This window comes from Pseudomonas sp. UM16, from assembly GCF_050312595.1.
Classification (GTDB): Bacteria; Pseudomonadota; Gammaproteobacteria; order Pseudomonadales; family Pseudomonadaceae; genus Aquipseudomonas.
The window spans coordinates 60,262-84,886 of the sequence record NZ_JBNPJT010000020.1 but is presented as its reverse complement, the minus strand read 5'-3'; the positions used below and the strand labels follow the sequence as shown (position 1 = coordinate 84,886).

Here is a 24,625-nt window from a genome sequence, read left to right as displayed (position 1 = left end):
GGAACATCTAACTCGTTGAATCTCAAGGAGTTTTCCGTTCCGACTACGCCGGAAGTGGGGCGAATTATAGACAGATCTACAGGGGCGTCAAGGACTTATTTCAACTTTGTTTCAGCGGGGGCGTTTTAGCTATAAGTAGCAAGCTTAAAGCTGCAAGTAAAAGCAGGGGCGCCGCGCCCACTTGCAGCTTATGGCTTGCGGCTTGCCGCTTTAGACTACCTGCGTAGCACGCAAGCGTTCAATCTCCGATGCCGCCAAGCCCAGCACCTCCCCCAACACCTGTTCCGTATGCTCTCCCAACAGTGGGGGCGCATTACGGTATTCCACTGGCGTTTTGGAAAGGCGTATTGGGCTTGCCACCTGCGGCACACTGCCTGCCAATGGATGGGGTATCTCGATCGCCAGCCCCCGGGCCTTAACCTGAGGGTCGGCGAACATCTGTGCCAGATCGTTGATCGGCCCACACGGCACACCTGCTGTCTCCAACTGCGCCACCCATTCGGCCGTGGTCTTGAAGACTGTAGCCTGGCGAATCAATGGAATCAGTTGCGCACGGTTAGCCACCCGCTGCTTATTAGTAGCAAAGCGTGGATCATCCGCCCATTGCGGCTGCCCGGCCACTTCGGCGAACTTGCGGAACTGCCCGTCATTGCCCACGGTAAGAATGAAGTCACCATCAGCAGTAGGGAAGTCCTGGTAAGGCACGATATTCGGATGCGCATTACCCAGGCGCCGCGGTGGCGTACCAGTAGTCAGGTAGTTCATCGCCTGGTTGGCCAGGCAGGCGACTTGAACGTCGAGCAAGGCCATATCGATATGTTGACCTCCACCATCATGGTCGCGATGGGCGAGGGCAGCCAGAATCGCCACGGTGGAGTACAGCCCGGTGAGGATATCGGTCAATGCCACACCGACCTTCACAGGCCCGGCACCTTCCTCTCCTTCAGGACGCCCGGTCAGGCTCATCAGCCCGCCCAGCCCCTGGATCATGAAGTCATAGCCCGCACGCTTGGCATACGGCCCGGTCTGGCCAAAGCCGGTAATCGAGCAATAGATAAGCTGCGGATTGATCTCCTTCAGGCTTTCGTAGTCCAGACCGTAGGCAGCCAGGCCACCGACCTTGAAGTTCTCGATGACCACATCGGACTTTGCCGCCAACTCACGTACCAGGCGCTGCCCTTCTGGCTGAGTGAAATCAATGGTCACCGAACGCTTGTTACGGTTAGCCGACAGGTAGTAGGCCGCCTCGCTGGTGTTCTCGCCATAGGCATCCTTAAGGAAGGGTGGCCCCCAGGCACGCGTATCATCGCCAGTGCCTGGACGCTCAACCTTGATCACTTCAGCCCCGAGGTCAGCAAGGATCTGCCCGGACCACGGCCCGGCCAGTACTCTCGACAGATCCAGCACCCGCAAATGAGATAGCGCGCCCATGGGCTGGCTCCTTATTAATAGAAGGCCTGGATGCCGGTTTGCGCACGCCCAAGGATCAGCGCATGCACGTCATGGGTACCTTCATAGGTATTGACCACTTCCAGGTTGACCAGGTGACGGGCGACACCGAACTCGTCGGAGATGCCATTGCCGCCAAGCATGTCGCGCGCCAGACGTGCGATATCCAGCGCCTTACCGCAAGAGTTACGCTTCATGATCGAGGTAATTTCGACCGCTGCGGTGCCTTCATCCTTCATGCGACCCAAGCGCAAGCAGCCTTGCAGGGCCAGGGTGATCTCAGTCTGCATGTCAGCCAGTTTCTTCTGGATCAACTGGTTGGCAGCCAGAGGGCGACCGAACTGCTTACGATCGAGAGTGTACTGGCGAGCGGTGTGCCAGCAGGCCTCAGCGGCCCCCAGTGCACCCCAGGAGATGCCGTAGCGAGCAGAGTTCAGGCAGGTGAACGGGCCTTTCAAGCCGCGCACGTCAGGGAAGATGTTTTCTTCCGGTACGAAGACGTTATCCATGACGATCTCACCGGTGATCGAAGCCCGCAGGCCGACCTTGCCGTGAATAGCCGGGGCACTGAGGCCCTGCCAGCCTTTCTCCAGAACGAAACCGCGAATATCGCCGGCATCGTCCTTGGCCCAGACCACAAACACGTCAGCAATCGGGCTGTTGGTGATCCACATTTTGTTACCGGTCAGGCGATAGCCGCCATCGACTTTCTTCGCCCGGGTGATCATCGAACCCGGATCGGAACCATGGTCAGGTTCGGTCAGGCCAAAGCAACCGATCCACTCGCCACTGGCGAGCTTGGGCAGGTATTTCTGCTTGGTTGCTTCATTACCAAACTCGCTGATCGGCACCATCACCAGGGAAGACTGCACACTCATCATCGAGCGGTAGCCGGAGTCGATACGTTCAACTTCGCGGGCAATCAAGCCGTAGCACACGTAGTTCAGACCACTGCCACCGTATTGCTCAGGGATGGTTGCGCCGAGCAGGCCGACTTCGCCCATTTCGCGGAAGATCGCCGGGTCGGTCTGCTCGTGGCGGAATGCTTCCAGCACGCGCGGAGCCAGCTTGTCCTGGGCGAACTGATAAGCGCTGTCACGCACCATGCGCTCTTCTTCAGTGAGCTGTTGGTCGAGCAACAGCGGGTCGATCCAGTTGAAGCTTGCTTTACCGGCCATGAGCGAATCCTCGAAAGATGGGACCAGAGTTGTTGTGCATTGATCCTAGGCCTGATCAGTCGACGAGACAAACGATGAATCTGCATAGTCTTGTGATAATTTCTCACTCCGTAACGGCCTAAAAAGGCCACCCTTGCGCCTTATTAGTGAGGTTGACGTACATGCGACGCAAGATCCCCAGTACAACGGCCCTGGTTTGCTTCGAGGCTGCCGCCCGCCACGAGAGCTTTACCAAGGCTTCACAAGAGCTCTCCCTGACTCAGGGCGCCGTTTGTCGGCAGATCGGCGGGCTGGAGGAGTTTCTGAATGTCGAATTATTTCGCCGTTCACGCCGCGGGGTGAAACTCACTGAAGCAGGCCTCTCATACAGCCGCCGAGTAGCGGCGCAACTGGATGCGGTAGAACGCGACACCTTGTCAGTGATGGGTCAGCAGGGCGCCAATGTCATCGAGCTGGCGGTAGTTCCCACCTTCGGTACTCAATGGTTGCTGCCCAGGCTTAAAGATTTCCAGCAACGTCACCCCGAGGTTACCGTCAACCTGACCAACCGCACCCGACCCTTCCTTTTTGCAGACACACCCTTCGATGCCGCCATCTATTTCGGTGATGCCGACTGGTCCGGCACCCATTCTCATCGACTGATGGGCGAGAATCCGGTGCCAGTCTGCAGCCCAAGCCTGCTGGAGGGAGTAGGGCAGTTGAGTGCCGAGCAGATTGCCCACTTGCCGCTATTGCAGCAGACCACGCGCCCCTACGCCTGGCGCCAGTGGTTCAACAGCCTGAACATGAGTATTGCCCGTGACATGACGGGCCCGCGCTATGAGCTATTCTCGATGTTGGCTCAGGCAGCCATGCATGAGATGGGTGTAGCGCTGATTCCACCGTTCCTTATCCAGCGCGAGCTGGCAGAAGGGCGACTGGTTGTGGCCAACCAGCATGCGCTATCGAGTATCAAGGCGTATTACCTGATGATCCCGGAACGCAAGGTTGAGTCGGCATCATTGCGTGCTTTTCGCGACTGGCTGGTTGCGCAAGCCGAACGCTACACCGCAGCCCATATGGACGACAGCCATAACCTGACCCCGTAGTCAGTCAAAATGGAGCCCTACAGATGTACGGAAATGTCGCAATTAACACAACTGTTTCGGCACCCCCTCCAATAGCCCTTAACCCTGCTGTTTATGCGGCTTTCACAGCATAAATCGCGTTTTGATCGGCGCATTCAGAAAAATCGGCGGAATTTTTTCAAAATTTACCGTAATCTCCCTGAAGCCCGCAGCAGGCGGGCTCTAGGCCTGTTCTTGCGACATTCGGTCACAGGGTGACTTGTAGTTTGATTACCGTCACCCTTCAAAACTGGTTGAAGCAATTCAGGAATCGCCTGCAAAATGCCGCGCCCCGCCTGAATTTGGCGGGATCGTGCTGATCGGCCGCCCCAGACGCACCATCCGCAGTGCGCTGGTTTACCAACAAAAGATCACGCAGGAGATTTGACGTGCACATTGGTGTTCCACTGGAAACGCAGACGGGCGAAACACGGGTTGCTGCAACCCCGGAAACCATCAAAAAACTGATTGGTCAGGGGCATCAGGTCACCGTCCAGAGTGGCGCCGGCGTTAGTGCCAGCGTTCCGGACAGTGCCTATGAAGCAGCAGGCGCCACTATTGGCAGCGCTGCCGATGCGTTTGGTGCACAGCTGGTACTGAAGGTTGTGGCTCCCGACGATAGCGAGCTGGCCCAGATCAAGAGCGGTACCGTTCTTGTCGGCATGCTCAATCCGTTCAACAACGACATCATCGCCAAGATGGCTGAACGCGGCATCACCGCCTTCGCCCTCGAGGCTGCCCCGCGTACCTCGCGGGCACAAAGCCTTGATGTGCTGTCCTCGCAGGCCAACATTGCCGGCTACAAAGCCGTGCTCCTCGCGGCCCATCACTATCCGCGCTTCATGCCGATGCTGATGACCGCCGCAGGTACCGTCAAAGCAGCACGCGTGCTGATTCTCGGTGCAGGTGTGGCCGGTTTGCAGGCCATCGCCACGGCCAAGCGCCTGGGCGCGGTGATCGAAGCTTCGGACGTGCGTCCGGCAGTGAAAGAGCAGATCGAATCGCTGGGTGCCAAGTTCATCGACGTCCCTTACGAGACCGATGAAGAACGCGAATGCGCTGAAGGTGTTGGCGGCTACGCGCGGCCGATGCCAGCCAGCTGGATGCAGCGGCAGGCGCTGGCGGTGCACGAGCGCGCCAAACAGGCCGACATCGTCATCACCACTGCATTGATCCCTGGACGCAAAGCGCCGACCCTACTGAGCGCCGAGACTGTCGCGCAGATGAAGCCCGGCTCAGTGGTCATTGATCTGGCCGCAGCCCAGGGTGGCAACTGTCCGCTGACCGTCGCCGATCAGGTGGTAGTCGAGAATGGCGTGACGATTGTTGGCCCGACCAACCTGCCTGCGCAGGTCGGTGCTGATGCTTCAGCCCTGTATGCACGTAACCTGCTCGACTTCATGAAGCTGCTGTTCGACAAAGACAGCGCGCTGGTGATCAACCTCGAAGACGATATCGTCGCCGCGTGCCTGATGTGCCGCGACGGCCAGATCATCCGCAAGAACGGATAAGGAGCCAGACAATGGAAGACATGCTGATCTCTCACAACGTCTATAACCTGATCATCTTCGTGCTGGCGATCTATATCGGTTATCACGTGGTGTGGAACGTCACCCCTGCATTGCATACCCCCCTGATGGCGGTTACCAACGCCATTTCCGCCATTGTCATTGTCGGCGCCATGCTGGCCGCCGCCCTGACTGTGACGCCGCTGGGCAAGACCATGGGCACCCTGGCGGTGGCTCTGGCAGCGGTTAACGTATTTGGTGGTTTCCTGGTCACCCGGCGCATGCTGGAGATGTTCAAGAAGAAGGCCGCAAAGGCTGAGGGGAAGCAGTAAACATGAGCATGAACCTGGTAACACTTCTCTACCTCGTCGCCTCAGTATGCTTCATTCAAGCGCTCAAGGGCCTGTCGCACCCGACCACGTCACGACGGGGCAACCTGTTCGGCATGCTCGGCATGGGCCTGGCGGTGATCACCACCGTTGGCCTGATTTACAAGCTGGGTGCCGAACTTGCGACCGATGGCATCGGCTATGTAATTGTCGGCCTGCTGGTCGGCGGTACCGCTGGCTCGATCATGGCCAAACGCGTTGAAATGACCAAAATGCCTGAGCTGGTTGCCTTCATGCACAGCATGATCGGTCTGGCCGCGGTGTTCATTGCCATTGCCGCAGTGGTTGAGCCGCAATCGCTGGGTATCGTCTCCAGCATCAGCGACCCGATCCCCACCGGCAACCGCCTGGAGTTGTTCCTTGGCGCTGCCATCGGTGCAATCACCTTCTCCGGTTCGGTGATTGCCTTCGGCAAGCTCTCCGGCAAGTACAAGTTCCGCCTGTTCCAGGGCGCACCGGTACAGTTCAGCGGTCAACACAAGCTCAACCTGGTGCTGGGCCTGGCAACCATCGGACTGGGCCTGATCTTCACCTTCACCGGTAGCTACAGCGCCTTTGCCCTGATGCTGATCCTGGCATTCGTCATGGGCGTGCTGATCATCATCCCGATTGGCGGCGCTGATATGCCGGTGGTGGTATCGATGCTCAACAGCTATTCGGGCTGGGCAGCAGCAGGTATCGGCTTCTCGCTGAACAACTCGATGCTGATCATCGCAGGCTCGCTGGTCGGTTCGTCCGGTGCCATCCTCTCGTACATTATGTGCAAGGCGATGAACCGCTCGTTCTTCAACGTGATTCTCGGTGGCTTCGGTGGCGCGACAGATGTTGCCGGCCCAGCGGGCGCTCAGGAAGCCCGCCCGGTGAAATCCGGCTCGGCCGATGATGCGACCTTCCTGCTGAGCAACGCCGATACCGTGATCATTGTTCCCGGCTACGGCCTGGCGGTGGCACGCGCCCAGCACGCGCTCAAGGAACTGACCGAAAAGCTGACCCACAACGGTGTGAACGTGAAGTACGCGATTCACCCAGTAGCGGGGCGCATGCCAGGTCATATGAACGTATTGCTGGCCGAAGCCGAAGTGCCGTACGACCAGGTGTTCGAGATGGAAGACATCAACTCCGAGTTCGGCCAGGCCGACGTGGTGCTGGTGCTCGGTGCCAACGACGTGGTCAACCCAGCGGCGAAGAACGATCCGAAATCGCCAATCGCCGGCATGCCAATCCTTGAGGCTTTCAAGGCCAAGACCATCATCGTCAACAAGCGCTCCATGGCCAGTGGCTATGCCGGCCTTGATAACGAATTGTTCTATCTGGACAAAACCATGATGGTTTTCGGTGATGCCAAGAAGGTCATTGAAGATATGGTCAAGGCCGTCGACTAAGCCTTTCCCAGGCTGTGACAATTAGCCCCAGCGCGGTATCGGCTGGGGCTTTTTAATGCCCGGCCCGCCGACATCAGGCGCTATTTCCTGGCGTCGCATTCGACCTTGGTCGCGGGACGCCGGGCTGCTAAATCACTAGACTGCGCATCTAGCTTTAGTAGCCCGAGATAACAATCCATGTACCGTGATCGTATCCGCTTGTCCTCCCTGCACAGCAAGGTAATGAGTGCGGCTGATGCCGCTGGCCTGATCGAGGACGGCATGACCGTCGGCATGAGCGGATTCACCCGCGCCGGCGAAGCCAAGGCTGTGCCCCATGCACTGGCCGAACGAGCCAAGCAATCACCGCTGCAAATCAGCCTGATGACTGGTGCCAGCCTGGGCAACGACCTGGACAAGGAACTGACCGAAGCCGGCGTACTGGCTCGTCGTATGCCATTTCAGGTCGACAGCACGCTGCGCAAGGCTATCAACGAAGGCAAGGTCATGTTCATCGACCAGCACCTGTCGGAAACCGTAGAACAACTGCGCAACCAGCAACTGAAACTGCCCGACATCGCGGTCATCGAAGCCGTCGCCATCACCGAACAAGGCCACATCGTGCCGACCACCTCGGTGGGCAACTCGGCCAGCTTCGCGATTTTCGCCAAACAGGTGATCGTCGAGATCAATATGGCGCACAACGCCAACCTTGAAGGCCTGCACGATATCTACATCCCGACCTACCGGCCAACTCGCACGCCGATCCCGTTGGTGAAAGTCGATGACCGCATTGGCAGCGCCGCGATCCCGATCGACCCGGCCAAGATCGTCGGTATTGTCATCACCGAGCAGCCCGACTCGCCGTCCACCGTACTGCCGCCCGATGATGAAACCCAGGGCATCGCCAACCATCTGATCAACTTCCTCAAGCAGGAAGTGGAAGCAGGGCGCATGACCAACAAGCTCGGCCCACTGCAAGCCGGTATCGGCAGCATCGCTAACGCCGTGATGTGCGGCCTGATCGATTCACCGTTCGAAGACCTGACCATGTATTCCGAAGTACTCCAGGACTCGACCTTTGACTTGATCGACGCCGGCAAGCTGAGTTTCGCCTCGGGTAGCTCAATCACCCTGTCGAGCCGCCGCAATGCCGATGTGTTCGGTAATCTGGAGCACTACAAGGACAAACTGGTCCTGCGCCCACAGGAAATCTCCAATCACCCTGAAGTGGTCCGCCGCCTGGGCATCATCGGCATCAACACTGCCCTTGAATTCGACCTGTACGGCAACGTCAACTCCACCCACGTCTGCGGTACACGGATGATGAACGGTATCGGTGGTTCCGGTGACTTCGCTCGCAATGCGCATCTGGCGATCTTCGTCACCAAATCCATTGCCAAGGGCGGCGCAATCTCCAGCGTGGTACCCATGGTCAGCCACGTCGATCACACCGAACATGACGTCGATATCCTCGTTACCGAGCAAGGTTTGGCCGACCTGCGTGGCCTGGCGCCACGCGAGCGTGCGCGGGTGATCATCGACAACTGTGTGCACCCCGACTACCGCGAAGCGCTGAATGATTACTTCACCCGCGCCTGCGAGCGTGGTGGTCATACCCCGCACATCTTGCGTGAAGCGCTGGCCTGGCACGAGAACCTGGAAGAAACCGGGCGCATGCTCGCCAGCTGAGTGTGACAGTTTTCAGCCGGTGAAGCGCAACGCTCACCGGCTGAACAGTTACAACAAATAATCTGTCAAAAACTGTTCTACTGTACCTGTAATTTCAGCCTGCTTTGCCCCTTCCGCCCACCTCACTCCAACGAAATTGCACCAATTTAGTGCCGACCAGTACAGTTACGTCTATTCGGAGTGCAACAGTGCTCTTAAACAGTTAACTGGCCCATCACAATCTAGATGAACTGTATCTACTGTTATGGACGGCAGAGGAGGATCATTGGCATCAGTTAAATCACTACCTAATGCCGCCACAAGCGGAAGGATGACATCATGGAACGTACCCTCAGTTCCGATCTGGTTTTCGAAAGCTCCAACCAACAATCCAAGGCCGCGCTGCCACTGCGCCTGCTGGCTAACCTGATGTTGTGGCAACGCCGCATTGCCAGCCGCCACCAGTTGGCCCGCCTGGATTCTCGCTTGCTGGCCGACGCAGGCATCAGCGAAGCACAACGCTACGAAGAGTTGAGCAAGCCGTTCTGGCGTTAATGCAAGGCTCGCCGGCCAACGCCGGCACCTCGAATTCCCAAAACCCGTCGCAGGTGTCTGCTGACGGGTTTTGTCGTTCTGAAGCGGCGTAATAGAGCGGCTGCGCTGCAGTTAGGTACAGTTTTAAAGATATTATTTTTTATAGGTACAGTTTATAAATTGCGTTGCGGCCTTGTCCAACTCGCAGACGCTGATCGCGTGATACCCTTAATGCACCCAGCTTGATAAGAAGTAGCGCAACAAGCTGAGCGTGCGTCTGATACAAGAACCAGCCTTAACCAGGAGATCGACCATGTTCCGTTCACGCTTGTTTGGCGCCGCAGTGCTGCTGGCCCTGGCTTCTACCGCCAACGCCACCAGCTTCGTCGTAACCACTGACACCATCGTTCGCGGTGTTGCTGCCTCTACCGATGCCACCTCGGATGTGTCTTCGTCGTTCCGTGACGACAAAATCGTCCGCGCGGCCCGTGACGATGCAGCCAGCTTTGTTGCCAGCCACGGCGATATCCGCGGCGCCAAGCTCGAAAGTGCATTCGCCCACATCCGCCAACAGGCTCCAAGCCTGCAGGCTAGCGACGCGCAATTGGCCCAAGCTATCCTGGCGCTCTAAGCTCGTCTGCTTCCGGCTTCATCATGTAACAACATGCAATGAAGCCGGGTACCCTGCGCTGGCCCTTGCCAGCGCATTGGGATAGCCTTTGCCGCCTGAATGACCAGCCTTACGAGACCCATGCGTTATCTATCATTGTTGTTGCTTGTGCTGTGCTGGACCAAGACCGCCCAGGCTCTGGACCTCAGCACTGCCAACCTCGTCGTCAGCGGTTACGTCACCAGCAAGGTGACCTCAGCGCCCTTCGATCGCAAACTGCTGCTGGAAGCCCACGATGGGGCCGCCGCATTTGTCGCCAGCGACGGTCAGATTCGTGGCGCCCGATTGCAAGCTGCTTTGAATCTGCTGCGCCAGACCAACCCTGAACTTCATGTCGGCGACCTTGAACTGGCGCAGGCAATTCTCGTCCAATGATTACCCTCGTTCTCCCGGAGATGCTCCATGCGTAACCCGCTGATTGCCGCCACCCTTGGCCTTCTGTTGCTGGCCGATGTAGCCCAGGCACAAACCCTGGTGGCCACCAGCAACATCATCGTGCGCGCTTTCGGTCGTTCGATCGACTTTACATCCGACACCACCACCTCGATCCGTGACTCCAAGGTCGTGCGCGAAGCCCGTGACGATGCGGCCAGTTACGTTGCCAGCCGCGGTGAAATCCGTGGCGCCCAGCTTGAAGCCGCCTTCGATACCTTGCGCCAGCGTGTGCCTGAAGCACGCCAGGCCAGCGACCAGGATCTGGCTGAAGCTATCCTCGCCCTGTGAATACCCTGCGCGCCTGGTTGCTCGGTAGCCTGCTGATGCTACTGGGTAGCCCCGCACTGGCCGACCTGCAGCTGCAATTGCAGACTGACGGCCTTGAGCCGGCGCAACAGCGCGCCAGCCAGGCGCTGCTGGACGAAGCCATGCAGGCGCTACCACCCAGCTTCAAAGCACGCCTCGACCGTCGCATCCGGGTCAGCTGGAGCGCGAAGATGCCTGAAGATGCCTACGGTCAGGCATCGCTGGTATCGACCCTGGAGCTTAATCAACGGCTGTTGCCAGGCCTCACCGACGGCAGCGCTGCCACCCACAAGACGGGCCGCCCACACGGTACGGTTCGCCAAGAGCTGCTCGCCACCGTCCTGCACGAGCTGACCCATATCTATGATCGCGCACGCCTCTGGCAAGGCCCCGAACGGCGCCTGATCAATCAGTGTGCCCGGCACTTGAGCAGCCAAGGCAAGATAGGCCTGCCCGAACAATGTCGCGGCCAAACCGAGCGACGCTTTACCCTCAGTGATGACCCACGCCTGCTCGACCTGGCCGGCTGGCCGCAATACGTCGGTCGCCGAGGGGAGCGCGAACAGCATAACCACCAAGTGGCGCGCAGCCCCGACAGCTATGAATTGAGCAGCCCGAAAGAGTTCATCGCGGTCAACATGGAGTACTTCCTCCTTGATCCGAGCTTCGCCTGCCGTCGACCCGCGCTGCACAACTATCTACAAGCGCACTTCGATTGGGCTCCAGAGCACCCGGCCTGCTCGCAAGCGCTGCCCTTTCTCAACGCTGGTAACGACTTCGCCAAGACGCCTCTGGGCGAAATCGATCCAGAGCGCGTATACGCCGTGGACTACTTGCTAGCTGAAGCCAACCAGAACTTGGTCAGCCGCTGGGGCCACAGCATGCTGCGCCTGGTCATCTGCGCCCCTGGGCGCCCACGTGGGCCGGATTGTCGACTCGATCTCGACCAGCACCTGGTGCTGTCATACCGAGCTTTCGTCAATGATGTGCAACTGTCGAGCTGGGACGGCCTGACCGGTGCTTACCCTTCACGCCTGTTCGTCCTCCCGCTTGCCCAGGTCATCGACGAGTACACCAAGACCGAACTGCGCAGTCTCGCTTCGATCCCGCTCAAGCTTGACCGCAATGAACTGGAAAACCTGGTCCGCCAGGCCGCCGAGATGCACTGGAGCTACGACGGCAACTACTACTTCCTGTCCAACAACTGTGCGGTGGAAACCCTCAAACTGTTGCGCAGCGGCACCGCCAATCCGCGCCTGACGGACCTGGACAGCATCATGCCCAATGGCTTGCTGGAAGTGCTCAAAGGCCGTGGGCTGGCAGATGTCAGCGTGCTGGATGATCCACGCGAAGCGCTACGCCTGGGTTACCGTTTCGATTCCTACCGCGACCGCTACCAAGCGATGTTCCTGGTCCTCAAGCAGCAGCTACCAATCCCCCAGAACAACGTCGAAGCCTGGCTGGAGCAAAGCGCACAGCAACGCCAGCAGTGGTTTGCCCGCGCTGACCTGCGCACCAGCGCAGCGTTACTGTTGCTCGAGCAGGCGAGCCTGCGCCAGCAATTACTGCTGGCACAGGATGAGGTCAAGCAACGCTACCTAAGCGGACGCGAACAGAATGATGCCTCTGTGGCCAAGGCCAACGGTACTTTACAGCAGATTCTTGCCAACAGCGGCTTCCTCAGCCGCCCAGCGGAACTGCTGGGCAGTAGCGGCTACGGATTGCCGCAAACCAGTGAACGCCAGCTGTTGATCAGTGAAACCAGCCAACGGCAAAAGCAGCTGCAAACCCTCAGCGCCGATCTGGACAAAGAAGTCCGTGCGTTGCTGGGCCCGGCCCGAGCAGCGGAAATTGCTGCGGTCGAGGCCAACATCAAGCAAGTCGGCGAACATTTGCGCTCATTGCACAAAGCCGCGGGTGGTTTGCAGCTGCCCTAGAGGCTTTCTTCGGGCTCACCTGGCAACTGTTCATCCAGATGCAGCCAAGGTAGACGGCTGCTGGTCCAGATATGCCGGTTAGGCTGGGCCAGCTCTGGCTGGTCGAGGGTACTGATAGTGATGTCGATGGTATCCGGGCTCAAATCGGTGGACAGCGCCACATGAGCACCACATCGGCTACAGAAGTAGCGCACGCAGCTGGGTGATGAGTCATAGCATTGCGGGCTAGCGTTCAACCACTGGAAATCCGCACAGGGCAGGGTGGCCCATGTCACCAGCAGTCCACCACTGACCCGACGGCACACTGAGCAATGACAATGGGCCACGTCCGAGAAGGGCCCACGCACCCGGTAACGCAGGGCGCCACAATGGCAACCGCCTTCATACGTATCGCGCATCAATTCTCCCTCCCGAGCATTGGTCTTCACCTCAACAATGCACCTCTCGTCGCCTTTGAGCCAGCGAAAGCTGGCTGAAAGCTTGCCGCCTTAGGATGACCGCCACTACCGGCACAGACCGGTCAGCCAGGGCACCTGACTTTTTGTACAGCGCCCGGCCCAATTAACAACAACAATGGTGATTCTGATGTTTGCTTACAACCGCCTCTCTGCAGCACACCCTCCGCTATTCCATGCGCTGCGCATCACGCGCTAATCCGCCCGACTCGTTCCTTTTCGACGCGATACGCCTGGAGTACTCCTATGCTGACCTTCCTCGGCTTTGCCATGGTCATTACCTTCATGTACCTGATCATGACCAAGCGCCTGTCGGCCTTGATCGCCCTGATTCTGGTACCGATCCTGTTCGCCCTGTTCGGCGGTTTCTCGGGCGATATCGGTCCGATGATGCTGCAAGGCATCACCAAGCTGGCCCCAACCGGGGTGATGCTGATGTTTGCCATTCTGTATTTCGGCCTGATGATCGACTCCGGGTTGTTCGACCCCGCAGTGCGCAAGATCCTCAAGATGGTCAAAGGTGACCCGCTGAAGGTCTCGGTCGGCACTGCCGTACTGGCCCTGGTGGTGTCGTTGGACGGCGACGGCGCTACCACCTACATGATCTGCGTGGCTGCCATGCTGCCACTGTACAGCCGCCTGGGCATGAGCCCACGGATCATGGCTGGCCTGATCATCCTCGCTGGCGGGGTAATGAACATGACCCCATGGGGTGGCCCGACTGCACGCGCAGCCAGCGCCTTGCATGTCGATCCTTCGGATATTTTCGTGCCGATGATCCCGGCCATGGCGTTTGGCGTACTGGCCATCCTGGCTATTGCCTACATGTATGGCAAGCGTGAGCGTGCGCGCCTCGGCGAGCTGCACCTGCCGGGCGATGAAATCGATCATAGCGAGATCAGCGTTTCGCAGTTTCCCGATGCCCGTCGACCCAAAATGATTTGGTTCAACGGTGCCCTGACCGCTGTGTTGATGGTTGCCCTGGTCGCCGGCCTGCTGCCACTGCCGGTGTTGTTCATGGTGGCCTTCAGCATCGCCATGATCGTTAACTATCCCTGCCTGCAAATGCAGAAAGACCGCGTTGCCGCCCACTCCGGCAGCGTGCTGGCAGTAGTAGGACTGATTTTCGCCGCCGGCATCTTTACCGGCATCCTCTCGGGCACTGGCATGGTCGAAGCCATGTCCAAGAGCCTGCTGGCGGTAATCCCGGAAGCCCTGGGGCCTTACCTGGCGGTGATCACTGCGATTGTGAGCATGCCGTTCACCTTCTTCATGTCCAACGACGCCTTCTACTACGGCGTCCTGCCAGTGCTTTCCGAAGCGGCCAGTCACTATGGTATTACGCCGGTGGAAATGGCCCGCGCGTCGATCGTCGGCCAGCCCGTGCACTTGCTCAGCCCGCTGGTACCCTCTACCTACCTGCTGGTGGCGTTGGCTGGCATCGACTTTGGCGATCATCAACGCTTCACCCTGAAGTGGGCAGTGCTGGTTTGCCTGTGCATAATGCTCGCCGCGCTGCTGATGGGAATTTTCCCCCTGTTCAGCAGCCTATAAGACAACAGATTGATCAAATCGCAGTGGCGCCCCTTGCCCGGGCCCACCGCACCTATCACGCGAAGGAATACACATGGAATGGCTGACCAGCCCAGAAATCTGGGTTGCCTTTTTTACCCTGACGGCCCTTGAGATCGTTCTCGGCATCGACAACATCATCATGATCTCGATCCTGGTCAGCCGCATGCCCAAGCACATGCAGCAGCGCACCCGGATTTTCGGCCTGGCCCTGGCCATGGTCACCCGTATCCTCCTACTGTTGTCGATCACCTGGGTCATGCGCCTGACGGCGGACCTGTTTGTGGTCTTCGACCAGGGTATTTCCGGTCGCGACCTGATTCTGTTCTTCGGTGGCCTGTTCTTGCTGTGGAAAAGCTCTCAGGAAATCTACCACGGCCTGGAAGGCGAGGATGAAACCCACGACGAACCTGCCGGTAAAGGCGGCAAGTTCCTCTACACCATCATCCAGATTGCGATCATCGACATCGTCTTCTCCCTCGACTCGGTGATCACCGCCGTCGGTATGGTCTCCCACGTGCCGGTGATGATCGCTGCAATCGTCGTTGCGGTGCTGGTGATGATGCTCTGCGCCGGTGCCATCAGTAACTTCATCGACAAGCACCCTTCGCTGAAGATGCTTGCCCTGTCGTTCCTGATCGTGGTCGGTACCGTGCTGATCGCCGAAGCCTTCGAAGTGCATGTGCCGAAGGGCTACGTCTACTTCGCCATGGCTTTCTCGCTGGCGGTCGAAGCCATCAACATCAAGATGCGCACTGCCATGGCCCGCAAGAGAAACAAGGAACAAGGCGACCCGGTGAAACTTCGCAAGGATATTCCAGGTCAGTAAACCTGGAGCGTCTGCAAAAAGGGCCCTACGTGGCCCTTTTTTCATGTGTATACATGACGGTTTTGTTTCAAAGCCTGCATTGGCTATGCGATGCTGGCGCCAAGCCTTCGGGCCGACTACAGCTTAAGTGAGCACTGGAAAAACCGCCTGTGATCAGGCCAGGCTCACAGCACCATCCAATTGCCCCGCTGGGGCACGATCCTCAGGGGGCCTGTTCAATGCTGACCCTGCTCAATCTGCTCTCCGCCGTGGCGCTGCTGATCTGGGGTACGCACATCGTGCGTACCGGCATCCTGCGGGTGTACGGTTCCAACTTGCGGCGGGTACTGAGCCAGAACATGTCCAAGCGGCCATTGGCCTTTGTCGCCGGGATTCTGGTAACGGCCATGGTCCAGAGCAGTAATGCCACGGCGATGCTGGTGACCTCCTTTGTCGGGCAAGGGCTGATGACCTTGACCCCGGCGCTTGCCATCATGCTCGGCGCCGATGTCGGCACGGCGTTGATGGCGCGGGTGCTGACCTTTGATCTGTCGTGGCTGTCGCCGCTGCTGATCTTTCTCGGGGTGATCTTCTTTCTGTCGCGTAAGCAGACACGTGCCGGGCAACTGGGGCGTGTCGGTATCGGTCTGGGCCTGATCATCCTCGCCTTGCAACTGATCGTCGAAGCCGCCGCACCGATTACCCAGGCGCAAGGCGTCAAGGTGCTGTTTGCCTCGCTGACCGGTGACATACTCCTCGACGCCCTGATTGGTGCATTATTTGCGCTGATTTCCTATTCCAGCCTGGCTGCCGTGCTGCTCACCGCGACCCTGGCCGGTGCCGAGCTGATCAGCTTACCTGTGGCCATTGGCCTGGTAATTGGCGCCAACATCGGCAGCGGCTTGCTCGCGTTCCTCAGCACTAGCATGCAAAACGCCGCCGGGCGTCAGGTCGCCTTGGGAAGCCTGCTGTACAAGCTGTTCGGTCTGGTTCTGATCATCCCGGTGCTCAACCCTCTGGTGCACTGGATGGACAGCTTGAGCTTCAGTGCCCAGGAGCTGGTAATCGGCTTTCACCTGCTCTACAACAGCCTGCGCTGCCTGATCATGCTGCCGACCGTCACGCCTATGGCTCGCGTATGCAGTTGGCTGCTACCAGAGCGGGCAGAGGCCAATGGCCGAGCCAGCCCGCGCCACCTGGATCCGGCGTCCTTGGGCACACCGAGCCTGGCATTGGCCAACGCCGTGCGTGAAACCCTGCGGGTCGGCGATTTGATCGACAACATGCTCGACGCCATGCACGGTGTGCTCCTGGGCACCCATACAGCGATGACCCAACAGGTCCGCAGCCTGGCTGAAGACGTCGAAGCCCTCAACAATGCGATCAAACTGTATCTGGCCCAGATGCCCCGCGAAGATCTGAGCGAACAGGACAGCAAGCGCTGGGCAGAAATCATCGAGCTGGCAATCAACCTCAAGCTGGCCAGCGACCTGATCGAACGCATGCTGCGTAAGGTGCAGCAGCAGAAAACCTCCCAGCGCCGCGAATTTTCTGATGTCGGCCTGGAAGAACTGACCGGATTGCACGGCCAGTTGCTTGCGAATCTGCGTCTTGGTCTGTCGGTGTTTCTCAGTGCGGACCCGGAAAGCGCCAGACAACTACTACGGGAAAAACGCAGATTTCGTGCGCAAGAACGGCGCCTGGCCCATGCCCATGTCAGCCGACTGCAACGTAAAGTGGTGCAAAGTATCGAGACCAGTGCCTTGCACCTAGAGCTGATTGCCGATATGAAACGACTGAACTCCTTGTTCTGTAGCAGTGCCTATGTGGTATTGGGTGGTTCCGATACCGGTGGTCTGCTGCTCGACAGTGTGCCGGATGATGCCCGTATACCGTGACCGCTCCCCCAGAACTCCCGCAAGGAAGCTCGCCATGCGTTGCCTGATGTTCTTGTGCCTGCTGCTGGGTGCCATGCCCGGCTTTGCCCTTGACCGCTCCAAGGTCGAAGGCTATCTGCTGCCCAACGGCCTGCAGGTGCTGCTCAAGGCCGGCTATGAACGCAATCATGTATCGATTCGCCTGGTGGTCGGTGTCGGCTTCGATGACTTTCCCTGTGAGCAGCAAGAGCTGCCGCACTTGCTTGAGCACGTGCTTTTCAGTGGCCTCGACGACAGCGGTGAAGGGGGCTTGGAGGCACGGATGCAGGCGCTGGGCGGGGAGTGGAATGCCTACACCAGCAGCGCCGACACCACCTTTGTCATCGAGGCGCCTGCACGCAACCAGCGCAAGGTGCTTGATCTGCTGTTGGCAGTGATCAAGGACACCAAAATCGACGAAAAGGCGTTGGCGCTGTCGAAGAAAATCGTCGAACGCGAAGACGGCGGGCACTACTCGCACCTGCAACGCTGGCTGGACCGTCAGGACCTCGGCCACGGCGCCAACGACCAGCTCGCCGTAGAGCTGGGGCTCAAGTGCGCCGAACGCTCGGCGGTAGCTGATATGACACTGGAGCAGGTCAACGATGTGCGCCAGCACTGGTACGCTGCCAACAACATGAGCCTGATTGTGGTCGGCGGCCTTGATCGCCTGCTGCCCGCTTATCTGGAACGTACCTACGGTGAGCTGGAACCAGCCGAGCCCGGCGAACGCCGGACGCTGGAAGGCGTCACCGATCAAGCTGAAGCCCGTCGTGAGCTAAGCCGTGGCTGGCTCGGGGACAGCGCCCGCCTGCATTGGATGTTTCTGGAGCCCGTGCTGGACAACGAGCACAGCCAGACCTTCGACCTGCTGCAGCGCTATCTGGACTGGGCACTTTACGAACAGTTGCGGCTCAAGCGCGGTTTGTCCTATGGGCCTTTCAGCCAACGGGAAAGCTTCGGCGACACAGGCATAATGAGCCTTAACGCCGACCTCGACCGCGCTGACGTCAAACAAGCCGAGCAGGCCTTGGGCGAGATGCTTGCACAGTTGCGCAAAAACGGTCTGGATCCGCTGACCTTCGAGCGGGTCAAGCAAGCGGCAATTGATCGCGAGGCCTGGACCACCCAAGGTAACGCGGCCTTGGCTGATTACTATTGGGGTGCCCTCAACGACTACCTCGACGGCAGCTTCAGCGACCCGGTGCGGACCCTGCGGCGGGTCAGCCTGGCTGATGCCAATCAGGCCTTGCGTCAGTTGCTGGCCGAGCCGGGATATGTGCGCGTCGAGCAGCCGTTGATCAGTTACAACGAGTTGTATGGCCTGATAGCGTTGGGCCTTGGCTTGATCCTGGCCACCATATTGCTGTGGATAAAACGTCACCGACAGCTGTAGCCGCTGCCGTGAGGCTGCGATTGGGCGTGAACGGCCGCAAAACCGGGCCACCACGCGTGGTGCAGGGGCCTTGCCAGCAAGGCTGGTTCGCACAGGAAGAAAGGGTATCCTTGTAAACGTTTACAACCTCACCCTGCGAACCCCTTCATGCCTCTCTATCTTCAGCGCGTGATCGAACTGATCAAGCGCTACCCCGGCGTCATCGCCCTTGGCGGTTTTATCTCCGGCATCGCCAGTTTCATCCTGGTCGACCGCCAGGAAAGCCTGGCAAGCTGGATCGCCATCGTGATGCTGATCAGCTGGATCTGGCTGATGCTGGAAAACACCTTCACCCAGCTGTTCACCAAGATATTCAAGCGCGATATCCCGCAACCGCTGCTGCGCTACGCGACACAGATGATTCACCAGGAAAGCCTGTTCTTCGTCCTGCCGTTCTTTTTCGTCACCACCACCTGGAACAGCAGTCAATTGGTGTTTACCGGTCTGCTGGGCGCCGCCGGGCTGATATCGATCATCGATCCGCTGTACTACAAATGGCTGGCACCGCGCCGCTGGCTGTTCCTCGCGCTGCATACACTGACCCTGTTCGCCGCGCTACTCACCGCATTGCCAATCATTTTGCACCTGACCACTTCGCAAAGCTTCAAGCTGGCCTTGGTAATCGCCATGCTGCTGTCGCTCCCCAGCCTGGCCAGCAGCTTCCCCATCAACCATTGGCGCCGCGCAGTGATGCTGGTGGTCGTGACCCTCGCCGTCGGGGCCAGTGGCTGGATGCTGCGCTCCTGGGTGCCACCCGCCACTTTGTGGTTGACCGAAGTAGCCGTCAGTACACAAGTAGAGAACCGCACACCCGGCAAGAGCCTCAAGGAAATCAAGGCCAGCGAGATTCGCAGTGGCCTCTATGCCTTCACCGCCATCAACGCACCGCGCGGGCTGAACGAACGGATCTACCATGTCTGGCAGTTCGAAGGTAAAGAGGTCGACCGTATTGCCTTGGACATCCATGGCGGGCGTAAGGAAGGCTACCGAGCCTGGACCCACAAGCAGAACTTTCCCGGCAACCCAGTGGGCAGTTGGCAGGTCAGAGTGCTCACCGAAGACGGCCAGGTTATCGGTGTGCTGCGCTTTGAGGTGATTGACGACGGTCAAGCAACCAAGGCCGAGTAACGCTATGCTCTGAAGCTGCGAACCGTCGGTCGGACTGCATGGAGCCTATGACTACTCACGCCAGCGCAACCCTGGACACCACGAGCACCCCCGCCTGCTTGCGGATCGTCGGTGACTGGACCCTGGCCAACTACGCCAGCCTCAAGCGCATCACCGAGAGCCTGCTCGGCCACTACGAGCAGAATACCGAGGTCGACCTCGGCCAACTGGGGCAGTTGGATACCGCCGGCGCTTCATTGCTGGTCGAATTGCTCGGCCCGGAACGCTTATCGCGCCTGACCGATAGCGCACAGCTACCGCCGGCCAGTCGGGCACTGCTGCAGACGGTCTATTGCTCAGTACAGGATTTCTGCATCCCGGAAAAACAACCCGAGCAATCGGTGTTAATGCAGTTGCTCAGGCGTATCGGCTGTGCCGTCGACACGCTGTGGCAAGACACCCTGCAACTGCTGGGATTTGTCGGCCTGATCCTGCAAACCCTGTTCCTGCGATTGTTTCAACCGCGACGTTGGCGAGTTACCGCCGTCGTTGCCCATATCGAACAGACCGGCCTTGATGCCGCCCCGATCATCGCCCTGCTGACGTTCCTGGTTGGCGCCGTGGTGGCATTTCTCGGCGCGACGGTGCTGACCAGCTTCGGCGCCAGTATTTTCACCGTCGACCTGGTAGCGTTCTCCTTTCTGCGCGAATTCGGCGTATTGCTGACCGCCATCCTCATGGCTGGCCGCACTGCCAGTGCTTTTACCGCACAAATCGGCTCGATGAAGGCCAATGAAGAAATCGATGCGATTCGCACCCTCGGCTTGGACCCGGTAGAGCTGCTAGTAGTACCGCGGGTACTTGCGCTGCTCATTGCTCTGCCGCTGCTGACCTTCGTCGCCATGCTCTGCGGCATCATCGGTGGCGCGGTGGTCTGTGCGCTGTCGCTGGATATTTCACCGGCCATGTTCTTATCCCTGCTGCAAAGCGATATCGGCGTACAGCATTTCCTCGTTGGCCTGGCCAAGGCGCCGTTCTTTGCCTTTCTGATCGCCGCCATCGGCTGCCTGGAAGGCTTCAAGGTCAGCGGCAGTGCCGAGTCGGTGGGCGCGCATACCACCTCCAGCGTGGTGCAATCGATCTTCGTCGTTATCGTCCTCGATGCCGTGGCCGCACTGTTCTTCATGGAGATGGGCTGGTGAGCAAGACAAGCAACAGCCGCGAAGCGGTGATCGAAGCGCGGGGCATCTGCAACCGCTTCGGCACCCAGAGTGTGCACGAGCAACTGGACCTGGACCTGTACCGCGGTGAGATTCTGGCGGTGGTCGGTGGCTCCGGCAGTGGCAAATCGGTGCTGCTGCGCAGCATCGTTGGTCTGCGAAGGCCTAACGAGGGCCAAGTGAAAGTATTCGGCCAGGACCTCACTGACGTGAGTGACGAGCAGCGCTCGCAGGTTGAACGACGCTTCGGCGTGTTGTTCCAGAAGGGCGCGCTGTTCTCATCCCTGACGGTCACCGAGAACGTCGCTTTACCACTGATCGAACATGCGGGCCTTTCCCGCACCGATGCCGAGCACTTGGCCGGGGTCAAGCTGGCCCTGGCCGGCTTGCCGATTTCCGCTGCCGACAAGTACCCCGCGTCATTGTCCGGCGGGATGATCAAGCGCGCCGCGCTGGCCCGAGCCCTGGCTCTGGATCCAGACATCCTGTTTCTCGATGAACCCACCGCAGGCCTGGACCCGATCGGTGCCGCCGCCTTCGATCAATTGATCCTGACCCTGCGCGACGCCTTGGGCCTGAGTGTGTTCCTGATCACCCACGACCTGGACACCCTCTACACCATTACCGACCGGGTGGCGGTACTGTCGCAGAAGAAGGTATTGGTAGCGGGCCCCATCACCCAGGTCGAAGACACCGACGACGCCTGGATTCACGATTACTTCCACGGCCCGCGTGGCCGAGCGGCGAATCAGGCCGCCATCGCGGCAAAGGAGCTCTGAGATGGAAACCCGTGCACATCATGTGCTGATCGGCCTGGTCACAGTGATTGTGGTCGCCGGTGCCATGCTGTTCGGCCTGTGGCTGACCAAAACCAGCGTCGACAGCACATTCAAGGACTATGAAGTGGTATTCAACGAAGCCGTCTCGGGCTTGTCCCGGGGCAGTTCGGTGCAGTACAGCGGCATCAAGGTCGGCGATGTCACCAGCCTGCGCCTGGACCCAAAAGACCCGCGCCGGGTTCTGGCACAAGTACGCTTGAGCGCCGACACGCCGGTCAAAGAAGACACCCGAGCCAAGTTGACCCTGACCGGCATTACCGGCACCTCTTTCATCCAACTCAGCGGCGGTACACCGCAAAGCCCCGAGCTCAAGGGTAAGGACGGCGAGCTGCCGGTGATCGTCGCTTCGCCGTCGCCGATCGCCCGTTTACTCGACGATGGCAGCGACCTGCTGACCAACATCAACATACTGGTGCACAACGCCAACAACCTGTTTTCCGAAGACAATGCTGCCAACCTGACCAAGACCCTGGCAAATCTGGAACAAACCACTGCAGCGTTCAGCGAGCAGCGTGGCGATATCCGTACCGCCCTGCAGCAACTGACCCAAGTCGGCAACCAGGCCAGCAACATGCTGGAGCAGACCAGTGCGCTGATGCGCAATGCCAATGGCCTGCTCAACAGCCAGGGCAAACAGGCCTTTGGCAGCGCCGAGCAGGCCATGCAGTCGCTGGCGCAAAGCACGGCGACCATCAACAGCCTGCTCAACGACAACCGCGAAGCCCTCGACGGCGGCGCCCAAGGCCTGAACCAGCTGGCACCGGCTATCCGTGAGCTGCGCGAAACCCTCAACTCGCTAAAGGCGATTTCGCAACGGCTGGAGGCCAATCCCAGCGGCTATCTGCTCGGCCGTGAGACAAACAAGGAGTTCACGCCATGAGGCGTATTTGCCGTTTCTTCGCCGTGGCCGTGGCCCTGAGCCTGGGCAGTGCCTGTTCGATCCTGCCTCAGGCAGAACCTGCCGATGTTTATCGACTGCCTTCTGCGCCTAGCAGTCGCGCAGTGCCGATGAGCACCGCCGTCAACTGGTCGCTACGCTTGAACAAGCCATTGGCCAGTGATGCCCTGAACACCCCGAAAATTGCCGTGATCCCCGAAGGCAATTTGATCAGCAGCTACAAAGGCGCACGCTGGAGCGACCCGGCCCCCTTGCTGCTGCGCAACCGCATGCTCGATGCCTTCCAGCGCGATGGGCGAATTGCGCGACTGAGCGCCGATGACAGCAATCTGCAGGCTGACTTTGAGCTGGCAGGCGAGCTGCAGGCATTCCAGAGCGAGTACAGCGCCGATGGTCTGGCGGTGGTGATCCGCTATGACGCACGCCTGGTGCAAGGGCGCAGCCAACGCATTCTCGCCAGCCACCGCTTTGAAGTGCGCCAACCTTTAAGTGACAAGCAACTACCTGCAGTGGTCAGCGGTTTTGGCATCGCCAGTGATCGGCTGATGGCGCAACTGGTGGACTGGACACTCGTCCAGGCCAACCAGCTACAGACTCAGGCAAAGAACCAGTAGCAAACGAAGATTGCGGCAATCACTCCGGACAGCTCAGCGAGCAGGGCGCAACCCACCGCATGGCGAGCACGCTGAATACCGACCGCACCGAAATACACCGCCAACACATAGAAGGTGGTTTCGGTGCTGCCCTGGACAGTCGCCGCCACCAACGCCGGGAAGCTGTCGACGCCGTGGGTCTGCATGGTCTCGATCAGCATTGCCCGCGCCGCACTACCGGAGAACGGTTTTACCAGCGCCGTGGGCAGCCCTTCGACAAAGCGGGTATCCATGCCCAGCCACTCAACAACGTGACGGATACCGTCCAGGCTCAGCTCCAGGGCGCCTGAGGCGCGCAGCACGCCGACTGCGCAGAGCATGGCAACCAGATAGGGCAACAGGTTCTTGGCGACGTCAAAGCCCTCCCTGGCGCCTTCCACGAAGGATTCATAGACCTTCACCCGCTTGAACGCACCAATCAGCAGAAACAGCATGATCAGGCCGAACAGGGTGAGGTTACCCAGGATCGACGACAACCCGGCCAGCGCCGTGGCCGAGAGGGTGCCAAGAAACGCCATAAATCCGGCCAGCAGCAGAGCGCCCGGTATCAGGTAGGCAAGTACCACCGGATCCCACAGCCGCAGGCGTTGCATCACCGCCACCGACAACAGGCCAACCAGGGTCGACGCGCTGGTGGCCAACAGGATCGGCAGGAACACCAGGGTCGGGTCCATCGCGCCTTGTTGAGCGCGGTACATGAAGATAGTCACCGGCAACAGGGTCAGCGACGAAGCGTTAAGCACCAGGAACAGAATTTGCGCATTGCTGGCAATAGTCGAACTGGGGTTGAGCTCCTGCAGCGCACGCATGGCTTTCAGGCCAATGGGCGTGGCGGCGTTATCCAGGCCCAGGCCATTGGCAGCGAAGTTCAAGGTTATCAGCCCCAGCGCCGGGTGACCGGGTGGGACTTCTGGCATCAGGCGGGCAAACAGCGGGCCGAGCACTTTAGCCAGCCATTCAACGACCCCGGCTTTTTCCGCGATCTTCAGAAAGCCCAGCCACAGAGTCAGCGTACCGAACAGCAAGACCATCACCTCGACCGACAGCTTGGCCATGGCGAAGATGCTTTCGACCATGGCGGCAAAGATCCCGGCATTGCCGCCTATCAGCCATTGCGCCAGCGCGGAGATGGCCGCGACCACAAAAAAACCAAGCCAAAGGCCGTTGAGCATCCGATG

General features: G+C 59.3%; 23 protein-coding genes. 19 read left to right on the top strand and 4 right to left on the bottom strand.

The genetic code is table 11. From position 1 onward, the window contains the following. Positions 1-210: 210 nt before the first annotated feature. Both ACQRAX_RS21720 and ACQRAX_RS21715 read right to left on the bottom strand, forming a co-directional pair. The gene (locus tag ACQRAX_RS21720; protein ID WP_412041307.1) at positions 211-1,431 is read right to left on the bottom strand and encodes a CaiB/BaiF CoA transferase family protein; all 1,221 of its coding nucleotides are present in this window, start codon (positions 1,429-1,431) and stop codon (positions 211-213) included. A 14-nt stretch (positions 1,432-1,445) separates the two neighbouring features. Further along, the gene (locus tag ACQRAX_RS21715) at positions 1,446-2,627 is read right to left on the bottom strand and encodes an acyl-CoA dehydrogenase (RefSeq protein WP_412041306.1); all 1,182 of its coding nucleotides are present in this window, start codon (positions 2,625-2,627) and stop codon (positions 1,446-1,448) included. Positions 2,628-2,788: 161 nt separating this feature from the next. Between ACQRAX_RS21715 and ACQRAX_RS21710 the strand changes: the two genes are divergently transcribed. The 10 genes from ACQRAX_RS21710 to ACQRAX_RS21665 all read left to right on the top strand — a co-directional run bounded on the left by ACQRAX_RS21710 (position 2,789) and on the right by ACQRAX_RS21665 (position 12,544). Next, positions 2,789-3,715, top strand: a complete 927-nt coding sequence (locus ACQRAX_RS21710; RefSeq protein ID WP_412041305.1) for a LysR substrate-binding domain-containing protein — start codon at positions 2,789-2,791, stop codon at positions 3,713-3,715. A gap of 407 nt (positions 3,716-4,122) precedes the next feature. Beyond that, on the top strand, positions 4,123-5,244 hold the full coding sequence (locus tag ACQRAX_RS21705) for a Re/Si-specific NAD(P)(+) transhydrogenase subunit alpha (RefSeq protein WP_412041304.1): 1,122 nt from the start codon (positions 4,123-4,125) through the stop codon (positions 5,242-5,244). A gap of 11 nt (positions 5,245-5,255) precedes the next feature. After that, entirely contained in the window at positions 5,256-5,573 is a 318-nt protein-coding gene (locus ACQRAX_RS21700) for an NAD(P) transhydrogenase subunit alpha (protein ID WP_412041303.1), read from the top strand. A 2-nt stretch (positions 5,574-5,575) separates the two neighbouring features. Beyond that, positions 5,576-7,012, top strand: coding sequence for an NAD(P)(+) transhydrogenase (Re/Si-specific) subunit beta (locus tag ACQRAX_RS21695; RefSeq protein WP_412041302.1), 1,437 nt, complete (start codon positions 5,576-5,578; stop codon positions 7,010-7,012). Positions 7,013-7,189: 177 nt separating this feature from the next. Beyond that, a complete protein-coding gene (locus tag ACQRAX_RS21690) occupies positions 7,190-8,683 on the top strand; it encodes an acetyl-CoA hydrolase/transferase family protein (protein WP_412041301.1) in 1,494 nt (497 codons plus the stop codon). 318 nt (positions 8,684-9,001) lie between these two features. Then, entirely contained in the window at positions 9,002-9,217 is a 216-nt protein-coding gene (locus tag ACQRAX_RS21685) for a DUF1127 domain-containing protein (protein WP_412041300.1), read from the top strand. Positions 9,218-9,509: 292 nt separating this feature from the next. After that, the gene (locus tag ACQRAX_RS21680; RefSeq protein ID WP_045186540.1) at positions 9,510-9,827 is read left to right on the top strand and encodes a DUF2388 domain-containing protein; all 318 of its coding nucleotides are present in this window, start codon (positions 9,510-9,512) and stop codon (positions 9,825-9,827) included. Positions 9,828-9,947: 120 nt separating this feature from the next. Then, positions 9,948-10,241, top strand: coding sequence for a DUF2388 domain-containing protein (locus ACQRAX_RS21675; RefSeq protein ID WP_412041299.1), 294 nt, complete (start codon positions 9,948-9,950; stop codon positions 10,239-10,241). Positions 10,242-10,268: 27 nt separating this feature from the next. Beyond that, the gene (locus ACQRAX_RS21670) at positions 10,269-10,589 is read left to right on the top strand and encodes a DUF2388 domain-containing protein (protein WP_045186538.1); all 321 of its coding nucleotides are present in this window, start codon (positions 10,269-10,271) and stop codon (positions 10,587-10,589) included. Next, positions 10,586-12,544: a DUF4105 domain-containing protein gene (locus tag ACQRAX_RS21665; RefSeq protein ID WP_412041298.1), complete on the top strand. Its 1,959-nt coding sequence runs from the start codon at positions 10,586-10,588 to the stop codon at positions 12,542-12,544. The genes ACQRAX_RS21670 and ACQRAX_RS21665 overlap by 4 nt, the downstream gene beginning before the upstream one ends. On the opposite strand, the gene ACQRAX_RS21660 is transcribed toward ACQRAX_RS21665, so the two are convergent. Beyond that, entirely contained in the window at positions 12,541-12,942 is a 402-nt protein-coding gene (locus ACQRAX_RS21660; RefSeq protein ID WP_412041297.1) for a GFA family protein, read from the bottom strand. The two genes, ACQRAX_RS21665 and ACQRAX_RS21660, sit on opposite strands and share 4 nt — an antisense overlap. A gap of 303 nt (positions 12,943-13,245) precedes the next feature. Here ACQRAX_RS21660 and ACQRAX_RS21655 point away from each other — a divergent pair, with 303 nt between their 5' ends. From ACQRAX_RS21655 to ACQRAX_RS21615, 9 genes are all read left to right on the top strand, one after another. Beyond that, positions 13,246-14,553, top strand: coding sequence for a CitMHS family transporter (locus ACQRAX_RS21655; protein WP_412041296.1), 1,308 nt, complete (start codon positions 13,246-13,248; stop codon positions 14,551-14,553). A gap of 73 nt (positions 14,554-14,626) precedes the next feature. Continuing rightward, positions 14,627-15,400: a TerC family protein gene (locus tag ACQRAX_RS21650; RefSeq protein ID WP_045186531.1), complete on the top strand. Its 774-nt coding sequence runs from the start codon at positions 14,627-14,629 to the stop codon at positions 15,398-15,400. Positions 15,401-15,618: 218 nt separating this feature from the next. Next, positions 15,619-17,277 (top strand): Na/Pi cotransporter family protein, encoded by a 1,659-nt coding sequence (locus ACQRAX_RS21645; RefSeq protein WP_412041295.1) that lies wholly within the window; start codon positions 15,619-15,621, stop codon positions 17,275-17,277. Between the two features lie 34 nt (positions 17,278-17,311). After that, the gene (locus tag ACQRAX_RS21640; RefSeq protein WP_412041294.1) at positions 17,312-18,691 is read left to right on the top strand and encodes a M16 family metallopeptidase; all 1,380 of its coding nucleotides are present in this window, start codon (positions 17,312-17,314) and stop codon (positions 18,689-18,691) included. Positions 18,692-18,838: 147 nt separating this feature from the next. Continuing rightward, entirely contained in the window at positions 18,839-19,858 is a 1,020-nt protein-coding gene (locus ACQRAX_RS21635) for a DUF5924 family protein (RefSeq protein WP_412041293.1), read from the top strand. A 38-nt stretch (positions 19,859-19,896) separates the two neighbouring features. Further along, a complete protein-coding gene (locus ACQRAX_RS21630; RefSeq protein ID WP_412041292.1) occupies positions 19,897-21,039 on the top strand; it encodes an ABC transporter permease in 1,143 nt (380 codons plus the stop codon). A gap of 26 nt (positions 21,040-21,065) precedes the next feature. Beyond that, a complete protein-coding gene (locus ACQRAX_RS21625; RefSeq protein ID WP_412041309.1) occupies positions 21,066-21,836 on the top strand; it encodes an ABC transporter ATP-binding protein in 771 nt (256 codons plus the stop codon). Between the two features lies 1 nt (position 21,837). Further along, positions 21,838-22,776 carry an MlaD family protein gene (locus ACQRAX_RS21620; RefSeq protein WP_412041291.1) on the top strand — a complete coding sequence of 313 codons (939 nt, stop codon included), beginning with the start codon at positions 21,838-21,840 and terminating at the stop codon, positions 22,774-22,776. Continuing rightward, positions 22,773-23,408, top strand: a complete 636-nt coding sequence (locus ACQRAX_RS21615) for an ABC-type transport auxiliary lipoprotein family protein (protein ID WP_412041290.1) — start codon at positions 22,773-22,775, stop codon at positions 23,406-23,408. The genes ACQRAX_RS21620 and ACQRAX_RS21615 overlap by 4 nt, the downstream gene beginning before the upstream one ends. Here ACQRAX_RS21615 and ACQRAX_RS21610 read toward each other — a convergent pair. Beyond that, entirely contained in the window at positions 23,390-24,619 is a 1,230-nt protein-coding gene (locus ACQRAX_RS21610) for a nucleoside recognition domain-containing protein (RefSeq protein ID WP_412041289.1), read from the bottom strand. The two genes, ACQRAX_RS21615 and ACQRAX_RS21610, sit on opposite strands and share 19 nt — an antisense overlap. Positions 24,620-24,625: the final 6 nt, after the last annotated feature.

What these genes read in the sequence shown, in the direction of transcription:
- ACQRAX_RS21620 (WP_412041291.1), top strand. Translation starts at nt 21,838, where the DNA reads ATGGAAACCCGTGCACATCATGTGCTGATCGGCCTGGTCACAGTGATT.
- ACQRAX_RS21655 (WP_412041296.1), top strand. Translation starts at nt 13,246, where the DNA reads ATGCTGACCTTCCTCGGCTTTGCCATGGTCATTACCTTCATGTACCTG.
- ACQRAX_RS21645 (WP_412041295.1), top strand. Translation starts at nt 15,619, where the DNA reads ATGCTGACCCTGCTCAATCTGCTCTCCGCCGTGGCGCTGCTGATCTGG.
- ACQRAX_RS21700 (WP_412041303.1), top strand. Translation starts at nt 5,256, where the DNA reads ATGGAAGACATGCTGATCTCTCACAACGTCTATAACCTGATCATCTTC.
- ACQRAX_RS21710 (WP_412041305.1), top strand. Translation starts at nt 2,789, where the DNA reads ATGCGACGCAAGATCCCCAGTACAACGGCCCTGGTTTGCTTCGAGGCT.
- ACQRAX_RS21640 (WP_412041294.1), top strand. Translation starts at nt 17,312, where the DNA reads ATGCGTTGCCTGATGTTCTTGTGCCTGCTGCTGGGTGCCATGCCCGGC.
- ACQRAX_RS21650 (WP_045186531.1), top strand. Translation starts at nt 14,627, where the DNA reads ATGGAATGGCTGACCAGCCCAGAAATCTGGGTTGCCTTTTTTACCCTG.
- ACQRAX_RS21675 (WP_412041299.1), top strand. Translation starts at nt 9,948, where the DNA reads ATGCGTTATCTATCATTGTTGTTGCTTGTGCTGTGCTGGACCAAGACC.
- ACQRAX_RS21685 (WP_412041300.1), top strand. Translation starts at nt 9,002, where the DNA reads ATGGAACGTACCCTCAGTTCCGATCTGGTTTTCGAAAGCTCCAACCAA.
- ACQRAX_RS21720 (WP_412041307.1), bottom strand. Translation starts at nt 1,431, where the DNA reads ATGGGCGCGCTATCTCATTTGCGGGTGCTGGATCTGTCGAGAGTACTG.
- ACQRAX_RS21690 (WP_412041301.1), top strand. Translation starts at nt 7,190, where the DNA reads ATGTACCGTGATCGTATCCGCTTGTCCTCCCTGCACAGCAAGGTAATG.
- ACQRAX_RS21610 (WP_412041289.1), bottom strand. Translation starts at nt 24,619, where the DNA reads ATGCTCAACGGCCTTTGGCTTGGTTTTTTTGTGGTCGCGGCCATCTCC.
- ACQRAX_RS21695 (WP_412041302.1), top strand. Translation starts at nt 5,576, where the DNA reads ATGAGCATGAACCTGGTAACACTTCTCTACCTCGTCGCCTCAGTATGC.
- ACQRAX_RS21615 (WP_412041290.1), top strand. Translation starts at nt 22,773, where the DNA reads ATGAGGCGTATTTGCCGTTTCTTCGCCGTGGCCGTGGCCCTGAGCCTG.
- ACQRAX_RS21660 (WP_412041297.1), bottom strand. Translation starts at nt 12,942, where the DNA reads ATGCGCGATACGTATGAAGGCGGTTGCCATTGTGGCGCCCTGCGTTAC.
- ACQRAX_RS21635 (WP_412041293.1), top strand. Translation starts at nt 18,839, where the DNA reads ATGCCTCTCTATCTTCAGCGCGTGATCGAACTGATCAAGCGCTACCCC.
- ACQRAX_RS21670 (WP_045186538.1), top strand. Translation starts at nt 10,269, where the DNA reads ATGCGTAACCCGCTGATTGCCGCCACCCTTGGCCTTCTGTTGCTGGCC.
- ACQRAX_RS21680 (WP_045186540.1), top strand. Translation starts at nt 9,510, where the DNA reads ATGTTCCGTTCACGCTTGTTTGGCGCCGCAGTGCTGCTGGCCCTGGCT.
- ACQRAX_RS21715 (WP_412041306.1), bottom strand. Translation starts at nt 2,627, where the DNA reads ATGGCCGGTAAAGCAAGCTTCAACTGGATCGACCCGCTGTTGCTCGAC.
- ACQRAX_RS21630 (WP_412041292.1), top strand. Translation starts at nt 19,897, where the DNA reads ATGGAGCCTATGACTACTCACGCCAGCGCAACCCTGGACACCACGAGC.